This window comes from Pseudomonas sp. SP16.1, from assembly GCF_052682975.1.
In genome coordinates this window covers 3,086,410-3,108,630 of the sequence record NZ_JBQYFZ010000001.1, presented here as the reverse complement: position 1 = coordinate 3,108,630, position 22,221 = coordinate 3,086,410, and the positions used below count along the sequence as shown (strand labels likewise).

The window sequence follows — 22,221 nt, the reverse complement described above, 5'->3', positions numbered from 1 at the left end:
TTGCGATGAAGATCCATGCCTATCTGATGTTCGACGGCCAGTGCGAGGCCGCCTTCAACCGCTACGCGGAAATTTTCGGCGGCCAGCTGGAGATGATGCGCTACGCCGACAGCCCGGAGGACATGCCGGTTGCCGACGAGTACAAGCAGCGCGTCATGCACGTGTGCCTGATGGTCGGCGACCAGCTGCTGATGGCGTCCGACACCGCTCCCGATTGCGGGCCGCCCCATGAGGGCATCAAGGGCTGCTCGGTGACCCTGCAGGTGGACAACGTGCCGGAGGCAGAGCGCCTGTACGAGGCGCTGTCGGAGGGCGGTTCGGTGCAGATGGAGCTGCAGACCACCTTCTGGGCGACCCGCTTCGCCATGCTCACCGATCGTTTCGGCGTGCCGTGGATGATCAACTGCATGGTCGACAGCCAGATGGGCTGAGGCGCACGCACGGCCCTGGCGGTGTTGGCTCGCCCCTGTGCGGGCCGCTCCGCCGGTCCGGCCCGCTGGTCGTGGTAAAACCGAGCGAAGCGGCCGAGGTCTAACCTGAACACAGGTCCGGCAAGAGGGCTTCGCGATGAAACGATATCTGCTGCTGGTAGGCCTGGCGGTGGTGCTGACGGCCTGCAGCGTGCATGTCGGCGGGCGTCCGCATCCGTACTACGCACCGCCACCCCAGGTCGAATGGCGCTGGGACCCGGGGATCGACGCCTACGTGGTGCTCGGCTGGCCACATCTGTACTACCGCGACCGCATCTATTACCGCTGGCACGACAACCACTGGTATTCCTCCGACCGCCACGACGGCCCCTGGGCCAAGGGGCCGAAAGGCGTGCCGCCCGGCCTGAACAAGAAGTACGGCAAACCGGGGCGCGGGCCTGGCGGCGGGGGGTATTGAGCCGGCTAGCTAGGAATGTTTGCCGGCGCAAGATTCGGCGCGCGCGGGCTTTTGTAGGGGGACGCGGGGCCGCCTAGGCCGTGCGCACCAACGGACAAGGCAACACGGCGCACCCTACGGACGCGGCAGGCCAATAGGGTGCCCCGTGCGCAGCAACGGACTTAACCGGCCAGTTCCAGCACCTCGTCGTGCTGCACCGGTTCGACGCCGGCGAGAAACTCCTCGCCCCAGCGGCGGATGTCGTTGTAGCAGACGATGTCGAACAGCTCGCGCAGGCGCGCCTGGGCTTCGCTTGCGGGCATGTTCAGCGCCAGGTAGCAGGTCTGCGCCAGGTCGGCCGGATCGTGCGGATTGGTCAGCAGCGCGCCCTTGAGCTCGGCGGCGGCGCCGGCGAATTCCGACAGCACCAGCACGCCGCGCCCGCCGAGCAGGCCTTGCGCTGCGACGAACTCCTTGGCCACCAGGTTCAGGCCGTCGCGCAGCGGGGTGATCCACATCACGTCGGCCATGGCATACCAGGCGCTGACCTCCTCGAACGGCAGGCTGCGGAAGAAGAACTGCAAGGGCGTCCAGCCGATGCGGGCGAAGCGCCCGTTGATGCGGCCCACGGCCTGTTCGATCTGCGTCTGCAGCTCGTCGTAGATGGTCATCTCGCTGGCCGCCGGCACGCAGACGGTGACCAGGGTGACCTTGCCGAGCAGCTCGGGGTTGTCGGCCAGCAGGCGTTCGTAGGCGTTGAGTTTCTCCAGGATGCCCTTGGTGTAGTCGAGCCGCTCCACCGCGAGGATCAGCTTGACCCCCTGCATCTCCTCGCGCAGGCGCGCCATCAGCTGGCGAATCTTCGGCGCCTCCAGGGCGCTGCGCACTCGTTCGATATCCAGGCCCACCGGGTGGGCGCCGAGCCTGACCTGGCGGCTGCCGGTGTCCAGCGCGGTGGTCATGCGCTCCAGGCCGACGGCGCAGCCGTAGGTGATGAAGCGCGGCGCGCAGTTCTGCCAGCTCAGGGTCTTGAGCGGGAACACGCCGCGGGCGACATCGACGAAGTTCTCCACCTGGCGCGGGATATGGAAGCCGATGTAGTCGCACTGCAGCAGGCTGCCGACGATCTGCCGGCGCCAGGGCAGCACGTTGAACACGTCCGCCGAGGGGAAGTAGGTGTGGTGGAAGAAGGCGATGCGCAGGTCCGGGCGCAGCTCGCGCAGGTAGGCCGGCACCATCCACAGGTTGTAGTCGTGCAGCCAGACGATGGCGCCCTCGGCGGCCTCCAGCGCGGTGCGGGCGGCGAAGGCGCGGTTGACCTCGAGGAACACCTGCCAGTCGTCCTCGTTGAAGCTGGCACGCTCCCAGAAGGTATGCAGGGTCGGCCAGAAGGCCTCCTTGGAGAAGCGCTTGTAGAAGGTGTCGACCTGCGCCTTGCTCAACCTGACCCGCGCCGCGGTGAGTTTGGGGTAGCGTTCGGCATCCACCGTGGTGTGGCTGTCGAACGGCTCGTCGCCGTCCTCGTGCACCGCCCAGGCGACCCAGGAGCCGGGGCGGCCGTCGCCGAAGAAGCTCAGCAGAGTGGGGATGATGCCGTTGGGCGAGCTGGGCCGGCGCCGCTGCAGCTTGCCGTCCGCGCCGCGATGCTCTTCGTAGGGCAGGCGGTGGTAGACCATCACCAGCTCGGCCTTGCCCGGCTGTGCGGCCTGGCGGCGCTCGGCGGCGATGCCGTGTTCGCCGAGGAAACCGAAGTGGGCGAAGGCCTCGAGGATGCCGCCGCAACCGGGGCGCTCGGCATGCAGGGTGCGCGAGTGGTTGGCGGTGGCCTCCAGCAGGCCGGTCTCGGAGCGGCCGACGCAGACGCCATGGAAACTGGCGCTGAGCATCGACAGATCGTTGAGGGTGTCGCCGGCCGCCAGCACCTGGTCGTGATCCAGCTCCAGCCAGTCGGCCAGGGCGCGCAGGCTGCTGCCTTTGTTCACGCCCTTGGGCAGGAAGTCGAGGTACAGCTCGGCCGAGTACAGCAGGTCGCAGCCCAGCTCGTCGGCGATCTCGCGCAGCGCCGGGTTGGCCGCCTGCTCGGGCTTGCAGAAATAGGAGCAGCGGCGTGCCTGCGGTACGTCCTGGCGCTCCAGGCCGAGCGCCTCGATGGCGCCGGCCACCTGGCTTTCGCCGGGCCAGCGGGCGTCCACCGCGCTCTGCAGCGGCTGGATCGGCTGCAGGCTATCGCCGTGGACCAGGGTCGCGCCGACGTCGGCGATGATGAAGTCCGGCTGCGGCAGCGTCGGGTCGGCCAGCAGCGGCAGCACCGCCTCCAGGCTGCGTCCGGTGACGTAGGCGAGCTGAATCTCGGGGTGGGCGGCGATGGTCTGATAGAGGCTCAGGCGATCTTCGGGATCGCCGGCAAGGAAGGTTCCATCCAGGTCGGTGGCCAGTAGCATGGTGGTTTCTCCAGAAGCGGCGGCGGGCGCCGGTGTTCTGGCTGCTTGGGATAGGCTCGGGGCCTTGCCGAAGCAGCCGGCGGTGCATCCTCAGGATGCGTGAGTCGGGGTTTCCTCCGTATCGGAGTGGTCGGGTGGCGGCGCGTCCGGCATCAGCTCCAGCACCGTGGGGCTGGTGCGCAGCATCGGCACGAAGTGCGCGGCGTCGCCGCTGACCAGGTCGCTGACGTGGCGCAGGCGGTACAGGCAGTAGGCCGCCAGCAGGCCGAGGGTGACGGCGAAGTACAGCGGCAGTGCCGTCGCGCCCAGGCGCTCCATCAGCAGGCCGGCGAGCAGCGGGCCGCACACCGCGCCGATGCCGTTGATCATCAGCAGGCCGCTGGAACCGGCGAGGATCTCGTCCTTGTGCAGCTGGTCGATCAGCTGCGCCACGGCGATGGGGTAGATGGCGAAGGCCAGCCCGCCCCAGACGAAGATCGCCGCCAGCAGCGCGTTGCCGGCCGGCAGCAGGCTGAGCAGCAGGGCCATGCCGGCGGCCAGTGCCACGACCCAGAGCAGTACCTTGCGCCGGTCGTGGCTGTCGGAATAGAGGCCGATGGGCCACTGCAGCAGGGCGCCGCCGAGAATGGTGGCGGTCATCAGCAGGCCCACGCCGGAGGCATCGAAGCCGGCCAGGCTGGCGTACACCGGGGCCATGCCCCAGAAGCCGCCGAGCGCCAGGCCCGCCAGGCCGGCGGCGGCTATGGCCAGCGGGGCGATGCGCCACAGCTGCAGCAGATTGCTGCGCGGCGCTTCCGGCAGGCTCGGCTGGGCCTGGCGGGTCAGGGTGATGGGCATCAGCGCCGCGCTGATGAGAATGGCGGCGAGGGCGAACAGGGTGAACTGCACCGGGGCGGCCAGGTGTAGCAGCTGCTGGGCCAGGGCCAGGGCGCCGAGGTTGACCGCCATGTAGATGGCGAACACCCGGCCGCGCTGCTCGCCGGGCGCCTGGGCGTTGAGCCAGCTCTCGACCACCATGTACAGGGTCACCAGGGCCAGGCCGTAGAGCACGCGCAGACCGAGCCAGACCCAGGGGTCGACCAGCAGCAGGTGGAGCAGGGCGGCGATGGCGGCGAGCGCGGCGCAACAGGCGAACGCGCGGATATGCCCGATGCGTCGGACCAGCGGAGCCGCCAGCCAGGTGCCGAGGAGAAACCCGACGAAGTACCCGGACATGATCAGGCCGAGCATCGTGGTGGAGTAGCCTTCGGCGACGCCACGCAGGGTCAGGAGGGTGTTGAGCAGGCCATTGCCGAGCAGGAGTAACGCGACCCCGCTCAGCAACGAGCCGATGGGGGCAATCAGGGACCACATGGCGAGCTACCCTAGGCCAGTATTCCTTGGGGTGCAAGCAGAGAACGGGCCAGATGTCCTTCGCTTAGTTCGTAACGTGTTGATTTTAAATAGAAAATAAAATCGACGAAAAAGCGTCGCGGCTATCCGACAGCCAATTGCACCGCAGCAGGGCAGCGCCGGCCGTCCGCTGGTGCGCGCTGGCAGGGGCGCGCGGTGCCCTCGGGCGGTCATCCCACGGTGTCCGCGGCAGGGGCGGCCAGGGCGCCGCACAGGCTGTCCACGCTCAGCGTGAGCAGAGCGATCAGCATGCGCCCTGCAGCAGATAGGCATGGTTGCCGTTGACCAGCCCGGCGATCAGCGGATCGGCGGCCGCGGCGGCGGTGAAACCGCAGGCGAGGGCAGCGAGCAAGGCCATGAAATGCTGGCCGGAGCGGGACTAGGCGGGTTCCTTGCGCTGGGGTCGATACTCAACCTTGGTCCGTTTGCGCCGGTCAATGGTGCGATCGGCCCTGCGCACCGCCATTGTGCCAAGCCTGGGGGCGCCGTGCCGACTAGCCAGCCAGTTCGCGCATGCGCTGCAGCACGGCATGCAGGCCGTTGCTGCGCGAGGGCGAGAGCTGGCGGGCCAGGCCGAGCTGATCGAACCAGTCGGCCAGGTCGAGCGCGGCCAGTTCCTCGCCCCTCAGGCCGTCGACGCGGGCCAGCAGCACGGCCAGCAGACCGCGCAGCAGGCGGGCGTCGCTGCCGGCGCGAAACTGCCAGGCGCCGTCCTGTTGTTCTGCCACCAGCCAGACCAGGCTTTCGCAGCCGTGCACGCGATTGGCCTCGCAGCGCTCGGCCTCGCTCAGCGGCGCCAGGCGTTCGCCCCATTGCATCAGCAGGCGCGCGCGCTGTTCCCAGCCGGGACAGGCGGCGAAGGCCTCCAAGGCGTCCTGGGCTGCAGTCGGCACGTTCATGGATGCAATGGTTCCGCAGGAGCGGGCTTGGTCATCGCAGCAGCTCCAGCGCGTTGTCCAGCGCGGCGAACAAGCGCTGCAGATCGTCGCCGTCGTTGTACAGGCCGAGTGAGACGCGGATCGCGCCGGACAGCCCCAGCCCCTTCATCAGCGGCATGGCGCAGTGATGCCCGGCGCGCACGGCGATCCCCTGTTCGCTGAGCAGATGGGCCAAGTCGGCGTTGTGCACGCCGTCGACGCAGAAACTGGCCAGTGCCAGCTGCGGCGCGCCGAGCAGGCGCACGCCGTCGCGCGCCGTCAGGCCGGCCAGCAGCTCGGCATGCAGCGCCGCCTCGTGGTGCGTCACCGCGGCCTGATCGAGGCCGGCCAGCCAGTCCAGCGCCGCGCCCAGGGCGATCACGCCCGATACCGGCGGGGTGCCGGCCTCGAAGCCCAGCGGCGCCGGGCGAAAGCGCGCGCTCTGGTAATCGGCCTCCAGCACCATCTCGCCGCCGTACTGCCAGTGGCGCAGCTGCGCCAGCGCCGCACCGCGGCCGTAGAGCAGGCCGACGCCGTCCGGGCCGTAGAGCTTGTGCGCCGAGCAGACGTAGAAGTCGCAACCCAGCGCCTGCAGGTCGTGGCGGCCATGCACCGCGCCCTGGGCGCCATCGACCACCGTGATGGCGCCATGGGCACGGGCCAGGGTCAGCAGCTCGGGGAGCGGTAGCCAGCGGCCGAGCACGTTCGACAGCTGCGACACCGCGACAAGGCGCGTGCGCGGACCGATCAGCTCGGCGGCGCGGGTCAGGTCGATGGCGCCCGCGGTGTCCAGCGGCACCACCACCAGCCGCACGCCGCGGCGCAGGGCCAGCTGCTGCCAAGGCAGCAGGTTGGCGTGGTGCTCCAGGGCGCTGACGAGCAGCTCGTCGCCGGGCTGCAGCAGATGCTCCAGGCCGTAGGCCAGCAGGTTCAGCGCCTCGGTGCTGCCGCGGGTGAAGAGGATCTCATCGCGGCTGGCGGCATTCAGCCAGGCCGCCGCCTTGTCCCGCGTGGCCTCGAACGCGCGGGTGGCGCGCTCGCCTGGCAAATGCTGGGCGCGGTGCACGTTGGCGGCGCCGCCGGCGAGGTAGCCGAGCAGGGCGTCCAGCACCGCCTGCGGCTTCTGCGCGGTGGCGGCGCTGTCCAGATAGGTCTGGCCCTCGGCTGCGAGGGCGAGGATGCCGGGGAAGTCGGCGCGCCAGGGGGAAATCAGTGACATGGATGCTTCCAGAGATCATCTGGCGGTTAAAAGTTGGGTTTAACGTGTCGCGAGCGACGGTCAGACAAGGCGCAATAAGGCGAGGAACGGTCGGAGTCGCGGGCGACTTTACTGATCTGAATGACCGATCCGAGCCTTATTGCAACGCAGTATGGGCTAGCGCAGCAGCGTTAAACCAACTTTTCAGTTGTGGGCGTGCAGGGCTTCGTTCAGCTCGATGGCCGACTTGTGGGTCTTGCACTCCACCGCGCCGGTCTGCGAGTTGCGGCGGAACAGCAGGTCCGGCTGGCCGGCCAGGTCGCGCGCCTTGACCAGCTTGACCAGCTCGCCCTTGTCGTCGAGCAGCGCGACCTTGGTGCCGGCGGTGACGTACAGGCCCGACTCCACGGTGTTGCGGTCGCCCAGCGGGATGCCGATGCCGGCGTTGGCGCCGATCAGGCAGCCTTCGCCCACCGAGATGACGATGTTGCCGCCGCCGGACAGGGTGCCCATGGTCGAGCAGCCGCCGCCCAGGTCCGAGCCCTTGCCGACGAATACGCCAGCCGAGACGCGGCCTTCGATCATGCCCGGGCCTGCGGTGCCGGCGTTGAAGTTGACGAAGCCTTCGTGCATCACCGTGGTGCCCTCGCCGATATAGGCGCCCAGGCGGATGCGCGCACTGTCGGCGATACGCACGCCACTCGGCACCACGTAGTCGGTCATCTTCGGGAACTTGTCCACCGAGAACACTTCCAGCAGCTCGCCCTTCAGGCGCGCCTCCAGCTGGCGCTCGGCCAGCTCGGCCAGATCGACCGCGCCCTGGCTGGTCCAGGCCACGTTGGGCAGCAGCGGGAAGATGCCGCTGAGGTTCAGGCCGTGCGGCTTGACCAGGCGGTGCGACAGCAGGTGCAGCTTGAGGTAGGCCTCGGGAGTGCTGGTCGGCGCGCTATCTTCGGCGAGGAAGCTGGCCACCAGCGGGTTGTGGCTCTCGGCCAGACGGGTGAGCAGGGCGGCCTGGGCGGCGTCGATGCCTTTGAGCGCATCGGCCAGTTCGCCGGCCTGGGCGCTGGTGAAGGCGATGGCCTGGTTGCCGCCCTGGTAGCCCAGGATGGCCGCGGCCTTGTCGCTCAGTTCCACTGCCGGATTGAGCAGGGGCTGGGCGTAGAAGACTTCCAGCCAGGTGCCCTGACGGTTCTGGGTGCCGACGCCGAAGGCGATGCTGAAGAGGGATTGAGACATGGGCTTTTCCTTGAAAAAGTTGAATGGTCAGGCTGGGCGACGGCTGAGCAGTAGGCCCAGCCCCGCACTGCCAAGCAGTGCGGCGCAACCACGGTTGAACAGACGCCGTGCTCGCTGACCGGCTAGAAGCCGGCCGAGGCGCAGCCCGGCATAGGAGTAAAGAGCGATAGCGAGCCATTCGAGCAGCAGGAAGGCTGCACCTAGTTGGGCGAACTGGGCGGCCAATGGCTGGCCCGGTTCGACAAACTGCGGCAGAAAGGCAGTAAAAATCAGGATTGCTTTGGGATTACCCGCCGCTACCAGAAACTCCTGACGACTCAGTCGCCAGAGGCTGGGGCGCGATGGTCTTGGATCCGTGAGCAGTGACGGTGCATCGGCTCGCCATAGCTGGAGGGCCAGCCACAGCAGGTAACCGGCACCGAGCAGCTTGATCGCCAGAAACGACCAGGCGGAAGTATGCAGCACCAGAGCCAAACCTGAGGCCGCCAAGGCGAGCATGCCTACGAACGCCAACAGACGTCCGCCACCAGCCAGCGTGGCGATGGCGAAGCCATGCCGCGCGGCATTGTTCAATGACAGAAGGTTGTTCGGCCCCGGCGCCAGATTCAAGGCGAAACAGGCAGGTACGAACAAGGTCCAGGCGATGCTCATGAGTCGTTCCTGGTCAGGCCAATGCGGCTTGGTAGTTGTCCGGCTTGAAACCGACCAGGGTGCGATCACCGAGATCGAGCACCGGGCGCTTGATCATCGAGGGCTGGGCCAGCATCAGCTCGATGGCCTTGGCCTGGTCGAGGTCGGCCTTCTGCTCGTCGGCGAGCTTGCGGAAGGTGGTGCCGGCGCGGTTGAGGATGGTTTCCCAGCCGTGCTCGTCGCACCACTTCTGTAGGCTCGCACGGTCGATGCCGGCCGTCTTGTAATCGTGGAAGTCGTAGGCCACCCCCTGCTCGTCGAGCCAAGTGCGGGCCTTTTTCATGGTGTCACAGGCTTTGATGCCGTAGAGGGTCTTGCTCATGGTCTACCCGAATGATCCTGTCGGCGGCGCGAGCCATCCCAATTAATGCCGGCGGCAATTATGCCACGTTGATCCGCTTGACACTTCCGGCGTCGCGGCGGCGATCACCCTTTGCTCGATCTGCCGCATGGCGATAGCGACTAGAGCCGATCGATATACCTCTTTCATGGCACCAGCGGGCGTGCTCGTCTATCAGTGGAAGACTCTGGCGCGCGGCGTTGGAGCTTCTCGCAATCCTAGGGATGGAGGTATGGATATGCCGCAATACACCGATGCAGACGGCCGGCAATGGAACATCGAGGATTGGCCCGGCAACTCCTACAAGGCAACCGTGATCAACAACGCCTACGCCAATAGCCAGTTCTGTGTGGAGAACCTCAGGGGGCGTCAGGTGATCTTCTTCGAGTGCTTCTGGTGCAAGCGCCTGATCACCTCGGCGGGTGTACAGGGCGACCATGTCGCCGCGCAGCGCATGGAGGCCTCGAGTTCGTCGGAGGTGCGCAGGCTGTTTCGCGATGCCCAGGCATTCGAGAACGACGACGGCACGCCCTGGAACCTCGTGCTGTCGTGCTCCGAATGCAACGGTGGCACGCGCAACCGTCACGCACGAACCAGCCGCAGCCATTACGACAGTGACCGTGAGCGTCAGGAACCGGGGGGCGGTGGTCTTTTCGCCTGAGTCCTGCCGGGGGCGGGCGTAGCGCCCGCCTGCACTGCTATCGGATGCGTTCGATAAAGCGGCGGATGCGCTGGGCTGCTTCGATGCATTCGGCCAGCGGCGCGACCAGCGCCATGCGCACGCGCCCGGCGCCGGGATTGACGCCGTCCACCTCGCGCGACAGGTAGGAGCCCGGCACCACGGTGACGTGTTCGGCGGCGAATAGCTCGCGGGTGAACTCCGCGTCGTCGCCCGGCGTGCGCGCCCACAGGTAGAAGCCGCCGTCGGGGCGCTGCACGTCCATCACCGGGGCGAGGATATCCAGCACGGCGGAGAACTTCTCGCGGTACAGGTCGCGGTTGGCGCGCACGTGGTCTTCGTCGTTCCAGGCGGCCACGCTGGCCAGCTGGGTCTGCACCGGCATGGCACAGCCGTGGTAGGTGCGGTACAGCAAAAAGGCTTTGAGGATCTCGGCGTCGCCGGCGACGAAGCCCGAGCGCAGGCCCGGCAGGTTGGAGCGCTTGGACAGGCTGTGGAACACCACGCAGCGCTTGAAGTCCGAGCGGCCCAGTTCGGCGCAGGCGCTGAGCAGGCCTGCCGGCGGGTTGGCCTCGTCGAAGTACAGCTCGCTGTAGCACTCGTCGGCGGCGATGACGAAGTCGTACTGGTCGGCCAGGGCGATCAGCTTCTTCAGGGTTGCCAGCGGGATCAGCGCGCCGGTGGGGTTGCCCGGCGAGCACAGGAAGAGGATCTGGCAGCGCTGCCAGACCTCGGCCGGCACCGCGTCGAAGTCCGGGTTGAAGCCCTGCGCCTCCAGGCACGGCAGGTAGTGCGGCGCGGCGCCGGCGAGCAGGGCCGCGCCTTCGTAGATCTGGTAGAAGGGGTTGGGGCTGACCACCAAGCCGTTCCGGCTGCGGTCGACCACCGCCTGGGTGAAGGCGAACAGCGCCTCGCGGGTGCCGTTGACCGGCAGCACGTGGCGCGCCGCGTCCAGCCAGCCGGCCGGTACGCCGAAGCGCCGTTCGCACCAGCTGGCGATGCTCTGGCGCAACTCGGGCAGGCCCAGGGTGGTGGGGTAGACCGCCAGCTTGTCGAGGCTCGCGGTCAGCGCCTGGGCGACGAAGTCCGGCGACTTGTGCTTGGGCTCGCCGATGGACAGGGCGATGGCGCGCTTGTCGGCGGCCGGCTGCACGCCGCCGAGCAGGGCGCGCAGTTTCTCGAAGGGGTAGGGCTGGAGCTGGTCGAGGGCTGGGTTCATCGGGGCTTCCGGAAAATCAGATGGAAAATTGCGTGGGCTGGGCGCTGGGCTCGGACAGGCGGCGGACGATGGTTTCCTGCAGTCGCGCGCAGAGCTCGGGATCGGACAGCGGCTGGTTGTTCGCGTCGGTGACGAAGAACACGTCCTCGACCCGCTCGCCGAGGGTGGCGATCTTGGCGTTCTGCAGCGACAGGTCGAACTCGAGGAAGATCCGTCCGATACGCGCCAGCAGGCCGGGGCGATCCGGCGCGGTCAGCTCGAGCACGGTCACCGGGCGCTGCGCGTCGTTGTGGATGGTCACCTGCGGGGCGAAGGCGAAGTGCTTGAGCTGGCGCGGCACGCGGCGCTGGATGATGGTCGGGTACTCGTCCGGGTTCTTCAGCGCCTCGATCAGGCCCTGGCGAATCTGTTGGATGCGCGCCGGATTGTCGCCGATCGAGCCGCCATCGGCATCGAGCACCACGTAGGTGTCGAGGGTGAACTGGCTGGTCGAGGTGATGATCCGCGCATCGTGGATGTTCAGGTTGAGCTGGCTCATCGCCGCCACGGTCACGGCGAAGAAGTCGTGCTGGTCCGGCGCGTAGATGAAGATCTGCGTGCCGCCCTCGAACTCGCGCTGGGTGGTTTCCTTGATCAGCACCAGCGGGCCGGCGTCGGCCGGGTGCTGGAGGATCGCCTCGGTGTGCCAGGCCACGTCGCTGGCGGTGTGGCGCAGGAAGTAGTCGTCGCCGAGCTGGCTCCACAGCTGCTCGGCGTCGTCCGGGTCGGTGCCGCCGCGCACCAGGGTGTCCAGCGCCGCGCTCTGCGTCTGGCGGATCTGCTCCTCGCGATCCAGCGGGTTCTCCAGGCCGCGGCGCAGGGCGCGCTTGGTCTCGGTGTAGAGCTGGCGCAGCAGGCTGGCGCGCCAGGAGTTCCACAGGCTGGGGTTGGTGGCGTTGATATCGGCCACGGTCAGCACGTAGAGGTAGTCGAGGTGGGTCTGGTCGCCGACGAACTGGGCGAAGTCGTGGATCACCTGCGGGTCGGACAGATCCTTGCGCTGCGCGGTGGTGGACATCACCAGGTGGTGCTGCACCAGCCAGACGATCAGCGCGCTGTCCCAGGTCGGCAGGTTGTGGCGGCGGGCGAAGGCCTCGGCATCCACCGCGCCGAGCTCCGAGTGGTCGCCGCCGCGGCCCTTGCCGATGTCGTGGTAGAGCCCGGCGAGGTAGATCAGCTCGGGCTTGGGCAGCCTTTCGATCAGCTTGCTGGCCAGCGGAAACTTCTCCGCCAGCTCCGGCCAGCGGAACTTGCGCAGGTGCTTGATCAGGTTGAGGGTGTGCGCATCGACCGTATAGATGTGGAACAGGTCGTGCTGCATCTGCCCGACGATATGACCGAACTCCGGCAGGTAGCGGCCGAGGATGCCGTAGCGGTTCATCCGCCGCAGGTTGCGGTGGATGCCTTCGCGGCACTTGAACAGCTCGATGAACAGGCTGGTGTTGCGGATGTCCTTGCGGAACTCGTCGTCGATCAGGTGGCGGCTGTCGCGCAGCAGGCGGATGCTGTCGGCGCGCACACCCTTGATCTCCGGGTGCTGGGCCATCAGCACGAAGACTTCGAGGATGGCGAAGGGGGTGCGCTTGAACACGTTCGGGTGGGTCACCTCGATATAGCCGTCGCGCACCTGGAAGCGGCTGTTCAGCGGCGTGGCCGGGGTACTTTCGCCGGCGCGCAGGATGACTTCCTCGAAGTGCTGGTTGATCAGGTCCGACAGCTCGGAGATGCCCATCACCACGCGGTAGTACTTCTGCATGAAGTGCTCGATGCTGCGCCGGCCGTCGCCGTCCTGGTAGCCGAACAGCGCGGCGATCCTGGCCTGGTAGTCGAACAGCAGGCGATCCTCGGCGCGCCCGGCGAGCATGTGCAGGGCGTAGCGCACCTTCCACAGGAATTCCTGGCTGGAGGAGAGCAGGGCGTACTCGCTCTCCAGCAGGAAGCCCTGGCCGACCATGGCGTGCAAATTCAAGGTGTCGAACTGCCGGCGGGCGACCCAGAGCACGGTCTGGATGTCGCGCAGGCCGCCGGGCGAGCCCTTGACGTTGGGTTCGAGGTTGTATTCGGTGTCGTTGTACTTGGCGTGGCGCGCCCTGCGCTCGTCGCGCTTGGCCAGGAAGAACTGCTGGCTCGGCCACATCCGCTCGCTGCTGGTCACCGCCTGCATGCGCTGGCGCAGGTGCTCGGGGCCGGCGATGGTGCGGCTTTCCATCAGGTTGGTGATCACCGTGAGGTCGGCGCGCGCTTCCTCGGCGCACTCGTCGACCGAGCGCACGCTCTGCCCCACCTCCAGGCCGATGTCCCAGAGCAGGGTCAGAAAGCCCTCGATGGGTTCGCGAAAAATCTCGTGATCGCTGCTGTCGAGCAGGATCAGCAGGTCGATATCGGAGTAGGGGTGCAGTTCGCCGCGGCCGTAGCCGCCGACGGCGAGCAGGGCGATGTCGGCGTCCTCGCTCCAGGCGAAGCGCTTCCAGGCCTCCTGCAATATCTGGTCGACGAACCAGGCCCGATCCTCGACCAGGCGGCGAATGTCGCGGCCGCCTGCGAAGCGCGCGTCGAGCACCTCGCGGGCATGGCGGATGGCCTTCTTGAACGCGGCGATGGGGCTGGACTTGAGCGCCAACTCGGCCTGGAACTGACCGCGGTCAAACAGTTCGGGGTCCATCTGCGGCATGCAGGTGCCTTCCTCTGTAGGGTGCGCCGTGCGCACCGTTACGGTTCGTGGTGCGCGTGGCACAGCTTCAGGCGGACGTGCGCGGCAGGGTGTCGTCGCTGCGCAGGGTCAGGATCTCGTAGCCGCTGGCGGTGACCAGCACGGTGTGCTCCCACTGCGCCGACAGCTTGCGGTCCTTGGTAATGGCGGTCCAGCCGTCGCCGAGCAGGCGGGTTTCCGGGCGTCCCTGGTTGATCATCGGCTCGATGGTGAAGGTCATGCCTTCCTTGAGTTCCATGCCGGTGCCGGCACGGCCGTAGTGCAGCACCTGCGGCTCCTCGTGGAACACCGCGCCGATGCCGTGGCCGCAGTATTCGCGCACCACGGAAAAGCCGTTCTTCTCGGCATGCTTCTGGATCACCTCGCCGATATCGCCCAGGCGCGCGCCCGGCTTGACCAGTTCGATGCCTTTATACATGCATTCCTGGGTGACCTTGGCCAGGCGCTCGGCCCACTCGGCGACCTTGCCGACCATGAACATCTTGCTGGTGTCGCCGTGGTAGCCGTCCTTGATCACGGTGACGTCGATGTTCAGCACGTCGCCGTCCTTGAGCGGCTTGTCGTTGGGGATGCCATGGCACACCACGTGGTTGATCGAGGTGCAGATCGACTTGGGGAAGCCCTTGTAGTTGAGCGGGGCGGGAATGGCCTGCTGCACGTTGACGATATAGTCGTGGCAGATGCGATCCAGCTCGTCGGTGGTGACCCCGGGCTTGACGTGGTCGCCGATCATCTCCAGCACCTCGGCGGCCAGGCGGCCGGCCACGCGCATTTTCTCGATTTCGTCGGGGGATTTGATGGTGACGGTCATATGAAGCTCTCGGGCGCGAACGGAAAAGAGCCGTATCTTAGCAGCTACGAGTCGCAAGCCCCAAAGGCGGCCGCAAGCCTTGCGGGCGAAGAGGTGTCGGTAGTCGTTACGTGGCTTGTGGCTTGTGGCTTGTGGCTCGAAGCTTGTAGCTTGCGTCCGCCCTTTGTGGTATAAAACGCGCCGCTTTACGGGCAGCATGCCCGAAAGCCTTTAACCCACACACGTATCGACACGGTTTCCTGGGTGCCCGCAAGGGTTGGAAGCTGGGATGCGTGGAGGCCTAACCCGACTTATCAAGGAACTATCATGTCCCAAGTCAACATGCGCGATATGCTGAAGGCCGGTGTGCACTTCGGCCACCAGACCCGTTACTGGAACCCGAAAATGGGCAAGTACATTTTCGGCGCGCGTAACAAGATTCACATCATCAACCTCGAAAAAACCCTGCCGATGTTCAACGACGCCCTGTCGTTCGTTGAGAAGCTGGCCGCTGGCAAGAACAAGATCCTGTTCGTCGGCACCAAGCGTTCCGCTGGCAAGATCGTTCGCGAAGAAGCCGCTCGTTGCGGCTCGCCGTTCGTCGATCATCGCTGGTTGGGCGGCATGCTGACCAACTACAAGACCATCCGTGCTTCGATCAAGCGCCTGCGCGAGCTGGAAACCCAGTCCCAGGACGGCACCTTCGCCAAGCTGACCAAGAAAGAAGCCCTGATGCGCACCCGCGATCTGGAAAAACTGGATCGCAGCCTGGGCGGTATCAAGGACATGGGCGGTCTGCCGGACGCGCTGTTCGTGATCGACGTCGACCACGAGCGCATCGCCATCACCGAAGCCAACAAGCTGGGCATTCCGGTTATCGGCATCGTCGATACCAACAGCAGCCCGGAAGGCGTTGACTACATCATCCCGGGTAACGACGACGCCATCCGCGCCATTCAGCTGTACATGGGTGCCATGGCCGACGCCGTGATCCGTGGCCGCAGCAACGCTGGCGGTGGCACCGACGAGTTCGTCGAGGAAGCCCCGGCGGCCGAAGCCAGCGAAGGCTGAGCGGTAACGCCGAGCATCTAGCGTTATGCGCTGTGCAAGAAGGGGGCTAGGCCCCCTTTTTGCCACTCAAAGATTTGCTCGCCCCTGTAGCGGGCGTATTGGTTGAAGACCTACCGAGAGGATTTTCAAATGGCAGAGATTACTGCAGCCCTGGTCAAAGAACTGCGCGAGCGTACCGGCCAAGGCATGATGGAGTGCAAGAAGGCCCTGGTCGCCGCCGGCGGCGACATCGAGAAGGCGATTGACGACATGCGCGCTTCCGGCGCCATCAAGGCCGCCAAGAAGGCCGGCAACATCGCTGCCGAAGGCTCCATCGCCGTTCGCGTCGAAGGCGGCCGTGGCGTGATCATCGAAGTCAACTCGCAGACCGACTTCCTGGCTCTGCAGGACGACTTCAAGGCTTTCGTGAAAGAAAGCATCGACGAAGCCTTCACCCAGAACCTGACCGACGCCGCTCCGCTGATCGCCTCCCGTGAGTCGGCTCGCGAAGCCCTGGTCGCCAAGTGCGGCGAGAACGTCAATATCCGTCGTCTGACCGCCGTTTCCGGCGAGACCGTCGGTGCCTACCTGCACGGCCACCGCATCGGCGTGCTGGTCGTCCTGAAAGGCGGCAACGACGAGCTGGCCAAGCACGTCGCCATGCACGTTGCTGCTTCCAACCCGGCCGTGGTTTCCCCTGACCAGGTATCCGAGGAACTGGTTGCCAAGGAAAAGGAAATCTTCCTGCAGCTGAACGCCGAGAAGATCGCCGGCAAGCCGGAAAACATCGTCGAGAACATGGTCAAGGGCCGTATCGCCAAGTTCCTCGCCGAAGCCAGCCTGGTCGAGCAGGCCTTCATCATGGACCCGGAAGTCAAGGTCGGTGACCTGGTGAAGAAGGCCGGTGCCGAAGTCGTTTCCTTCGTCCGTTACGAAGTGGGCGAAGGCATCGAGAAGGCCGAGACCGACTTCGCTGCCGAAGTCGCTGCCCAGGTTGCTGCCAGCAAGCAGTAAACGGCAGTTCGGCCAGTTGTCCCTGAGAGGCTGCCCGCTTGCGCGTGCAGCCTCTTTGCCGAATAAGGGGCGACAAATGCAGTGGCGGCCGTGCAACTAACGGTCGTCGGCACGCTCGAAGTGCCGGATAATCGCGATGCTCAGGCGTCGCCACAGAATTCATATCGCCGCAGGAGAGACTTGCAATGGCTCAGCAGACGACTGGTCGCCAACCTCGCTACAAACGCATTCTGCTCAAACTCAGCGGCGAGGCCCTGATGGGCTCGGAAGATTTCGGCATCGATCCCAAGGTGCTCGACCGCATGGCCCTGGAAGTGGGGCAGTTGGTGGGTATCGGCGTGCAGGTCGGCCTGGTGATCGGCGGCGGCAACCTGTTCCGCGGCGCCGCCCTGAGCGCCGCCGGCATGGACCGGGTCACCGGTGACCACATGGGCATGCTGGCTACAGTGATGAACGCCCTGGCCATGCGCGACGCGCTGGAGCGCTCGAACATCCCCGCCATCGTCATGTCGGCAATCTCCATGGTCGGCGTCACCGATCACTACGACCGGCGCAAGGCCATGCGCCACCTGAAGGGCGGCGAGGTAGTGATCTTCGCCGCCGGCACCGGCAACCCCTTCTTCACCACCGATTCCGCTGCCTGCCTGCGCGCCATCGAGATCGATGCCGACGTGGTACTGAAGGCGACCAAGGTCGATGGCGTGTACACTGCCGACCCGTTCAAGGACCCGCATGCCGAGAAGTTCGAGCACCTGACCTATGACGAGGTACTCGATCGCAAGCTGGGCGTGATGGACCTGACCGCCATCTGCCTGTGCCGCGACCACAAGATGCCGCTGCGGGTCTTCAACATGAACAAGCCGGGCGCCCTGCTCAATGTAGTGGTCGGCGGCGCCGAAGGAACCCTGATCGAGGAGGATGCACAATGATCGACGACATCAAGAAAGACGCCCAGGTGCGCATGAGCAAGTCGCTGGAGGCGATGGACCGTAACCTGGCCTCCATCCGTACCGGCCGCGCCCACCCGAGCATCCTGGACAGCATCAAGGTGCCGGCCTGGGGCAGCGACATGCCGCTGAACCAGGTGGCCGCGATCACCGTCGAGGACGCGCGTACGCTGAAGATCGTCGCCCACGACAAGAGCCTCAGCGCCGCCATCGAGAAGGCCATCCTGACCTCGGACCTGGGCCTGAACCCGAGCAGCGCCGGCACCACCATTCGTGTGCCGATGCCCGCCCTGACCGAGGAGACCCGCAAGGGTTACACCAAGCAGGCGCGCGGCGTGGCCGAAGATGCCAAGGTTGCCGTGCGCAACGTGCGTCGCGACGCCCTGGCCGAGCTGAAGAAGCTGTCCAAGGCCAAGGAAATCAGCGAAGACGAAGAGCGTCGCGCCGCCGACGAGTTGCAGAAGATCACCGACAAGTTCGTCGGCGATGTGGACAAGGCCCTGGAGGCCAAGGAAGCGGATCTGATGGCCGTCTGACGGCCAGGACAGCGACATGGACAAGAGCAAGCAGGGCGCGGTGCCACGGCACGTCGCCATCATCATGGATGGCAACAACCGCTGGGCCCGCAAGCGCCTGTTGCCGGGAGTGGCAGGGCACAAGGCCGGGGTCGACGCGGTGCGCGCGGTGATCGAGGTCTGTGCCGAGGCGGGGGTCGAGGTGCTGACGCTGTTCGCCTTCTCCAGCGAGAACTGGCAGCGTCCGGCCGAGGAGGTCGGCGCGCTGATGGAGCTGTTCCTCGCTGCGCTGCGGCGCGAGGCGAAGAAGCTGCAGGACAACGACATCGGCCTGCGCATCATCGGTGATCGTTCGCGCTTTCATCCAGAGTTGCAGGCGGCGATGCGCGAGGCCGAGGCGCTGACTGCCGGCAATCGCCGCTTCATCCTGCAGATCGCCGCCAACTACGGCGGTCAGTGGGATATCGCCCAGGCCGCCCAGCGCCTGGCACGTGAGGTACAGGCCGGCCATCTGCAGCCCGAGGACATCACCCCGGGCCTGCTCCAGGGCTGCCTGGCCACGGGCGACCTGCCGCTGCCGGACTTGTGCATCCGTACCGGCGGCGAGCACCGCATCAGCAACTTCCTGCTCTGGCAGTTGGCGTACAGCGAACTGTACTTCTCCGACCTCTACTGGCCGGATTTCAAGCACGACGCCATGCGCAAGGCGCTGGCCGATTTCGCTACCCGTCAGCGTCGCTTCGGCAAGACCAGCGAGCAGGTGGAAGCCGAGGCGCGCTCCTAATGTTGAAACAGCGAATCATCACGGCGCTGGTATTGCTGCCCATCGCCCTGGTCGGGTTCTTCCTGCTCGACGGGGCGGCGTTCGCCCTGTTCATCGGCGCGGTGGTCGTTCTCGGTGGCTGGGAGTGGGCGCGCCTGGCCGGCCTCGCCGCCCAGCCCCAGCGTGTCGCCTATGCGGCGGCGGTGGCGGTGCTGCTGTTCGCCCTGTATCTGCTGCCGGCGCTGGCGCCGCTGTTGCTGCTCGCTGCAGTGCTCTGGTGGGCGCTGGCCACGCTGCTGGTGCTGAACTATCCCGACAGCAGCCGCTACTGGGGCGGCCTGCCCGGCAGTCTGCTGATCGGCTTGCTGATTCTGCTGCCGGCCTGGCAGGGGCTGGTGCTGCTCAAGCAGTGGCCGCAGGCCAATGCGCTGATCGTCGCGGTGATGGTGCTGGTGTGGGGCGCCGATATCGGCGCCTACTTCGCCGGCAAGACCTTCGGCAAGCGCAAGCTGGCACCGCGGGTCAGCCCCGGCAAGAGCTGGGAAGGGCTTTACGGTGGCCTCGCTGCCAGCCTGTTGATCACCCTGGCGGTCGGCTTGCAGCAGGGCTGGAGCGCTGGCGGTCTGCTGCTGGCGCTCGGCGGTGCGGCGCTGGTGGTGCTGGTCTCGGTGGTCGGCGATCTGACCGAGAGCATGTTCAAGCGCCAGTCCGGGATCAAGGACAGCAGCAACCTGCTGCCCGGCCATGGCGGCGTGCTCGACCGCATCGACAGCCTGACTGCGGCCATTCCGCTGTTCGCCGTGCTGCTCTGGCTGGCCGGCTGGGGGGCGTTGTGAGCGCGATGCAGCGGATCACCGTGCTGGGGGCGACCGGCTCCATCGGCTTGAGTACCCTGGACGTGATCGCGCGCCATCCGGAGCGCTACAGCACCTTCGCCTTGAGCGGCCACAGCCGGCTCGCCGAGCTGGCGGCCCTGTGCGTGCGGCATCGCCCGCGATATGCAGTGGTGCCCGACGCTGACGCGGCGCTCGAGTTGCAGGAGCGCCTGCGCGGCGCCGACCTGGCGACCGAGGTGTTGGTAGGCGAGGAGGGCTTGTGCGTGGTGGCGGCCCACGACGAGGTTGACTGCGTGATGGCCGCCATCGTCGGTGCCGCCGGGCTCAGGCCGACGCTGGCCGCGGTGCGAGCCGGCAAGAAGGTGCTGCTGGCCAACAAGGAGGCGCTGGTGATGTCCGGCGCCCTGTTCATGCAGGCGGTGCGCCATAGCGGTGCCACCCTGCTGCCGATCGATAGCGAGCACAATGCCATCTTCCAGTGCCTGCCCGGCGACTATGCTCGCGGCCTGCAGGCGGTCGGCGTGCGCCGGGTTCTGCTCACTGCCTCCGGCGGGCCGTTCCGCGAGACGCCGCTGGCCGAGCTGGAGCACGTCACGCCCGAACAGGCTTGCGCCCATCCCAACTGGTCGATGGGGCGCAAGATCTCGGTCGACTCGGCGAGCATGATGAACAAGGGGCTGGAGCTGATCGAGGCCTGCTGGTTGTTCGACGCGCGGCCCGAGCAGATCGAGGTGGTGATCCACCGGCAGAGCGTGATCCATTCGCTGGTTGACTACGTCGACGGCTCGGTGCTGGCGCAACTGGGCAACCCGGATATGCGCACGCCGATCGCCCATGCGCTGGCCTGGCCGGAACGCATCGATTCGGGGGTTGCGCCGCTGGATCTGTTCGCTGTCGGTCGCCTGGATTTCGAGCGGCCCGATGCGCAGCGCTTCCCCTGCCTGCGTCTGGCGCGCGAGGCGGCTCAGGCCGGTGGCAGTGCGCCGGCCATGCTCAATGCGCTCAATGAGGTGGCGGTCGAGGCATTCCTGCAGCGGCGCATCCGTTTCGGCGATATCGCGCGTATGATCGAGACGGTGTTGAACGCGCAGCCGGTGCAGGCGGTCGAATCGCTCGATGCGGTGTTCGAGGTCGATCGCCAGGCGCGCGCCCTGGCTGTCGAGTGGCTCGCCCGTCGTTGACGGGCCGGAGAGAATAGATGAGCGGGCTGTATATGCTGGTCGGCACCCTGATCGCCCTGGGTGTGCTGGTGACCTTCCACGAGTACGGGCACTTCTGGGTGGCGCGGCGTTGCGGGGTCAAGGTGCTGCGCTTCTCCGTGGGCTTCGGCACGCCGCTGCTGCGCTGGCATGACCGCCAGGGTACCGAGTTCGTCATCGCCGCCATCCCCCTGGGCGGCTACGTCAAGATGCTCGACGAGCGCGAGGGCGAGGTGCCGGCGGCGCTGCTCGAGCAGTCCTTCAACCGCAAGAGCGTACGCCAGCGCATCGCCATAGTCGCGGCCGGCCCGCTGGCCAACTTCCTCCTGGCGCTGCTGTTCTTCTGGTTCGTCGCCATGCTCGGCAGTCAGCAGGTGCGACCGGTGATCGGCGCGGTGCAGGAAGGCAGCCTGGCGGAGGTGGCCGGGCTGCAGGTGGGCCAGGAGATCGTCGCGGTGAACGGCGAGCCCACCAGTGGCTGGGCGGCGGTCAATCTGCAGTTGGTACGGCGCCTCGGTGAGAGCGGCGTACTCGATATTCGGGTGATCGAACCCGGTTCCACCGCCGAGACGCCCAAGCAGGTGCGGCTGGACAATTGGTTGCGTGGCGTCGACGAGCCGGACCCGATCGGTTCTCTGGGGGTGCGGCCCTGGCGGCCAGCGCTCGAACCGGTGCTGGCCGAGCTCGATCCCAAGGGGCCGGCGCAGGCTGCCGGGCTGCAGGCCGGCGACCGCCTGCTGGCGCTCGACGGCGAGCCGCTGGACGACTGGCAGGAGCTGGTCGATCGCGTGCGAGCGCTGCCCGGCAAGGCGATCACTTTGCGCATCGAGCGCGCCGGGCAGGTCCAGGACATCGCGCTGACACTGGCCGCGCGCGGCGAGGGCGAGGCGCGCAGCGGCTACCTCGGCGCCGGCGTACGGGGTGTCGAATGGCCGCCGGAAATGCTTCGCGAAGTGCGTTACGGACCGCTCGAAGGGGTGGCCGAAGGGGTGCGTCAGACCTGGGCGATGAGCCTGTTGACCCTCGATTCGTTGAAGAAAATGCTGTTCGGGGAGCTCTCGGTAAAAAACTTGAGCGGGCCGATAACCATTGCTAAAGTGGCGGGCGCTTCGGCTGAGTCAGGGCTCGGGGATTTCCTGAAATTCCTTGCATATCTGAGCATTAGCCTGGGGGTTCTCAATCTGCTGCCCATCCCCGTGCTGGACGGTGGGCATCTGCTGTTTTATCTGGTCGAGTGGGTGCGTGGTCGCCCCTTGTCGGAGCGGGTTCAGGGTTGGGGGATGCAGATCGGTATCAGTCTGGTCATCGGCGTCATGCTGCTGGCCTTGGTCAACGACCTCAGCCGTCTGTAGCCATTGCTGAATTACAAATCTGTC

At 66.6% G+C, this 22,221-nt stretch carries 21 protein-coding genes; 11 read left to right on the top strand and 10 right to left on the bottom strand.

Annotated elements, in window-relative coordinates:
• The first annotated feature begins 5 nt into the window (after nt 1-5).
• A complete protein-coding gene (locus ACUTAF_RS14845) occupies nt 6-431 on the top strand; it encodes a VOC family protein (protein ID WP_445580672.1) in 426 nt (141 codons plus the stop codon).
• A 136-nt stretch (nt 432-567) separates the two neighbouring features.
• Entirely contained in the window at nt 568-888 is a 321-nt protein-coding gene (locus ACUTAF_RS14840) for a lipoprotein (protein ID WP_445580671.1), read from the top strand.
• A gap of 161 nt (nt 889-1,049) precedes the next feature.
• On the opposite strand, the gene ggpS is transcribed toward ACUTAF_RS14840, so the two are convergent.
• The 7 genes from ggpS to ACUTAF_RS14805 all read right to left on the bottom strand — a co-directional run bounded on the left by ggpS (nt 1,050) and on the right by ACUTAF_RS14805 (nt 9,066).
• A complete protein-coding gene (ggpS, locus tag ACUTAF_RS14835) occupies nt 1,050-3,308 on the bottom strand; it encodes a glucosylglycerol-phosphate synthase (RefSeq protein ID WP_445580670.1) in 2,259 nt (752 codons plus the stop codon).
• Nucleotides 3,309-3,398: 90 nt separating this feature from the next.
• Complete coding sequence (locus tag ACUTAF_RS14830) at nt 3,399-4,661, bottom strand: MFS transporter (protein WP_445580669.1); 1,263 nt, start codon at nt 4,659-4,661, stop codon at nt 3,399-3,401.
• Nucleotides 4,662-5,194: 533 nt separating this feature from the next.
• Nucleotides 5,195-5,599 carry a SufE family protein gene (locus ACUTAF_RS14825; protein ID WP_445580668.1) on the bottom strand — a complete coding sequence of 135 codons (405 nt, stop codon included), beginning with the start codon at nt 5,597-5,599 and terminating at the stop codon, nt 5,195-5,197.
• 31 nt (nt 5,600-5,630) lie between these two features.
• Entirely contained in the window at nt 5,631-6,836 is a 1,206-nt protein-coding gene (locus ACUTAF_RS14820) for an aminotransferase class V-fold PLP-dependent enzyme (protein ID WP_445580667.1), read from the bottom strand.
• 183 nt (nt 6,837-7,019) lie between these two features.
• Nucleotides 7,020-8,054, bottom strand: coding sequence for a 2,3,4,5-tetrahydropyridine-2,6-dicarboxylate N-succinyltransferase (gene dapD, locus ACUTAF_RS14815; RefSeq protein WP_445580666.1), 1,035 nt, complete (start codon nt 8,052-8,054; stop codon nt 7,020-7,022).
• Nucleotides 8,055-8,081: 27 nt separating this feature from the next.
• Nucleotides 8,082-8,705: a LysE family translocator gene (locus tag ACUTAF_RS14810; protein ID WP_445580665.1), complete on the bottom strand. Its 624-nt coding sequence runs from the start codon at nt 8,703-8,705 to the stop codon at nt 8,082-8,084.
• Nucleotides 8,706-8,718: 13 nt separating this feature from the next.
• Entirely contained in the window at nt 8,719-9,066 is a 348-nt protein-coding gene (locus tag ACUTAF_RS14805; protein WP_445580664.1) for an ArsC family reductase, read from the bottom strand.
• A 250-nt stretch (nt 9,067-9,316) separates the two neighbouring features.
• Between ACUTAF_RS14805 and ACUTAF_RS14800 the strand changes: the two genes are divergently transcribed.
• On the top strand, nt 9,317-9,745 hold the full coding sequence (locus ACUTAF_RS14800) for a hypothetical protein (protein WP_445580663.1): 429 nt from the start codon (nt 9,317-9,319) through the stop codon (nt 9,743-9,745).
• A gap of 37 nt (nt 9,746-9,782) precedes the next feature.
• On the opposite strand, the gene dapC is transcribed toward ACUTAF_RS14800, so the two are convergent.
• From dapC to map, 3 genes are all read right to left on the bottom strand, one after another.
• Nucleotides 9,783-10,982 (bottom strand): succinyldiaminopimelate transaminase, encoded by a 1,200-nt coding sequence (dapC, locus tag ACUTAF_RS14795; RefSeq protein WP_445580662.1) that lies wholly within the window; start codon nt 10,980-10,982, stop codon nt 9,783-9,785.
• A gap of 16 nt (nt 10,983-10,998) precedes the next feature.
• Complete coding sequence (locus tag ACUTAF_RS14790; protein ID WP_445580661.1) at nt 10,999-13,692, bottom strand: [protein-PII] uridylyltransferase; 2,694 nt, start codon at nt 13,690-13,692, stop codon at nt 10,999-11,001.
• 67 nt (nt 13,693-13,759) lie between these two features.
• Complete coding sequence (gene map / locus ACUTAF_RS14785; RefSeq protein ID WP_445580660.1) at nt 13,760-14,542, bottom strand: type I methionyl aminopeptidase; 783 nt, start codon at nt 14,540-14,542, stop codon at nt 13,760-13,762.
• Between the two features lie 306 nt (nt 14,543-14,848).
• Here map and rpsB point away from each other — a divergent pair, with 306 nt between their 5' ends.
• From rpsB to rseP, 8 genes are all read left to right on the top strand, one after another.
• Nucleotides 14,849-15,592: a 30S ribosomal protein S2 gene (gene rpsB / locus ACUTAF_RS14780; RefSeq protein WP_445580659.1), complete on the top strand. Its 744-nt coding sequence runs from the start codon at nt 14,849-14,851 to the stop codon at nt 15,590-15,592.
• A 129-nt stretch (nt 15,593-15,721) separates the two neighbouring features.
• Nucleotides 15,722-16,585, top strand: coding sequence for a translation elongation factor Ts (tsf, locus tag ACUTAF_RS14775; protein ID WP_445580658.1), 864 nt, complete (start codon nt 15,722-15,724; stop codon nt 16,583-16,585).
• A 185-nt stretch (nt 16,586-16,770) separates the two neighbouring features.
• Nucleotides 16,771-17,514 carry a UMP kinase gene (pyrH, locus tag ACUTAF_RS14770; protein ID WP_445580657.1) on the top strand — a complete coding sequence of 248 codons (744 nt, stop codon included), beginning with the start codon at nt 16,771-16,773 and terminating at the stop codon, nt 17,512-17,514.
• Entirely contained in the window at nt 17,511-18,068 is a 558-nt protein-coding gene (frr, locus tag ACUTAF_RS14765) for a ribosome recycling factor (protein ID WP_445580656.1), read from the top strand. Before pyrH ends, frr begins: the two co-directional genes overlap by 4 nt.
• A gap of 16 nt (nt 18,069-18,084) precedes the next feature.
• Entirely contained in the window at nt 18,085-18,831 is a 747-nt protein-coding gene (uppS, locus tag ACUTAF_RS14760; protein ID WP_445580655.1) for a polyprenyl diphosphate synthase, read from the top strand.
• Nucleotides 18,831-19,646, top strand: a complete 816-nt coding sequence (locus ACUTAF_RS14755; RefSeq protein ID WP_445580654.1) for a phosphatidate cytidylyltransferase — start codon at nt 18,831-18,833, stop codon at nt 19,644-19,646. Before uppS ends, ACUTAF_RS14755 begins: the two co-directional genes overlap by 1 nt.
• Nucleotides 19,643-20,827, top strand: coding sequence for a 1-deoxy-D-xylulose-5-phosphate reductoisomerase (gene ispC / locus ACUTAF_RS14750; RefSeq protein ID WP_445580653.1), 1,185 nt, complete (start codon nt 19,643-19,645; stop codon nt 20,825-20,827). The genes ACUTAF_RS14755 and ispC overlap by 4 nt, the downstream gene beginning before the upstream one ends.
• Nucleotides 20,828-20,844: 17 nt before the next feature.
• Nucleotides 20,845-22,197 (top strand): sigma E protease regulator RseP, encoded by a 1,353-nt coding sequence (rseP, locus tag ACUTAF_RS14745; protein ID WP_445580652.1) that lies wholly within the window; start codon nt 20,845-20,847, stop codon nt 22,195-22,197.
• The last annotated feature ends 24 nt before the right edge of the window (nt 22,198-22,221 follow it).

Bases quoted from the DNA above. Each gene is read 5' to 3' on its own strand.
- ACUTAF_RS14845 (WP_445580672.1), top strand. From the start codon at position 6: ATGAAGATCCATGCCTATCTGATGTTCGACGGCCAGTGCGAGGCCGCC.
- ACUTAF_RS14840 (WP_445580671.1), top strand. From the start codon at position 568: ATGAAACGATATCTGCTGCTGGTAGGCCTGGCGGTGGTGCTGACGGCC.
- ggpS (WP_445580670.1), bottom strand. From the start codon at position 3,308: ATGCTACTGGCCACCGACCTGGATGGAACCTTCCTTGCCGGCGATCCC.
- ACUTAF_RS14830 (WP_445580669.1), bottom strand. From the start codon at position 4,661: ATGTGGTCCCTGATTGCCCCCATCGGCTCGTTGCTGAGCGGGGTCGCG.
- ACUTAF_RS14825 (WP_445580668.1), bottom strand. From the start codon at position 5,599: ATGAACGTGCCGACTGCAGCCCAGGACGCCTTGGAGGCCTTCGCCGCC.
- ACUTAF_RS14820 (WP_445580667.1), bottom strand. From the start codon at position 6,836: ATGTCACTGATTTCCCCCTGGCGCGCCGACTTCCCCGGCATCCTCGCC.
- dapD (WP_445580666.1), bottom strand. From the start codon at position 8,054: ATGTCTCAATCCCTCTTCAGCATCGCCTTCGGCGTCGGCACCCAGAAC.
- ACUTAF_RS14810 (WP_445580665.1), bottom strand. From the start codon at position 8,705: ATGAGCATCGCCTGGACCTTGTTCGTACCTGCCTGTTTCGCCTTGAAT.
- ACUTAF_RS14805 (WP_445580664.1), bottom strand. From the start codon at position 9,066: ATGAGCAAGACCCTCTACGGCATCAAAGCCTGTGACACCATGAAAAAG.
- ACUTAF_RS14800 (WP_445580663.1), top strand. From the start codon at position 9,317: ATGGATATGCCGCAATACACCGATGCAGACGGCCGGCAATGGAACATC.
- dapC (WP_445580662.1), bottom strand. From the start codon at position 10,982: ATGAACCCAGCCCTCGACCAGCTCCAGCCCTACCCCTTCGAGAAACTG.
- ACUTAF_RS14790 (WP_445580661.1), bottom strand. From the start codon at position 13,692: ATGCCGCAGATGGACCCCGAACTGTTTGACCGCGGTCAGTTCCAGGCC.
- map (WP_445580660.1), bottom strand. From the start codon at position 14,542: ATGACCGTCACCATCAAATCCCCCGACGAAATCGAGAAAATGCGCGTG.
- rpsB (WP_445580659.1), top strand. From the start codon at position 14,849: ATGTCCCAAGTCAACATGCGCGATATGCTGAAGGCCGGTGTGCACTTC.
- tsf (WP_445580658.1), top strand. From the start codon at position 15,722: ATGGCAGAGATTACTGCAGCCCTGGTCAAAGAACTGCGCGAGCGTACC.
- pyrH (WP_445580657.1), top strand. From the start codon at position 16,771: ATGGCTCAGCAGACGACTGGTCGCCAACCTCGCTACAAACGCATTCTG.
- frr (WP_445580656.1), top strand. From the start codon at position 17,511: ATGATCGACGACATCAAGAAAGACGCCCAGGTGCGCATGAGCAAGTCG.
- uppS (WP_445580655.1), top strand. From the start codon at position 18,085: ATGGACAAGAGCAAGCAGGGCGCGGTGCCACGGCACGTCGCCATCATC.
- ACUTAF_RS14755 (WP_445580654.1), top strand. From the start codon at position 18,831: ATGTTGAAACAGCGAATCATCACGGCGCTGGTATTGCTGCCCATCGCC.
- rseP (WP_445580652.1), top strand. From the start codon at position 20,845: ATGAGCGGGCTGTATATGCTGGTCGGCACCCTGATCGCCCTGGGTGTG.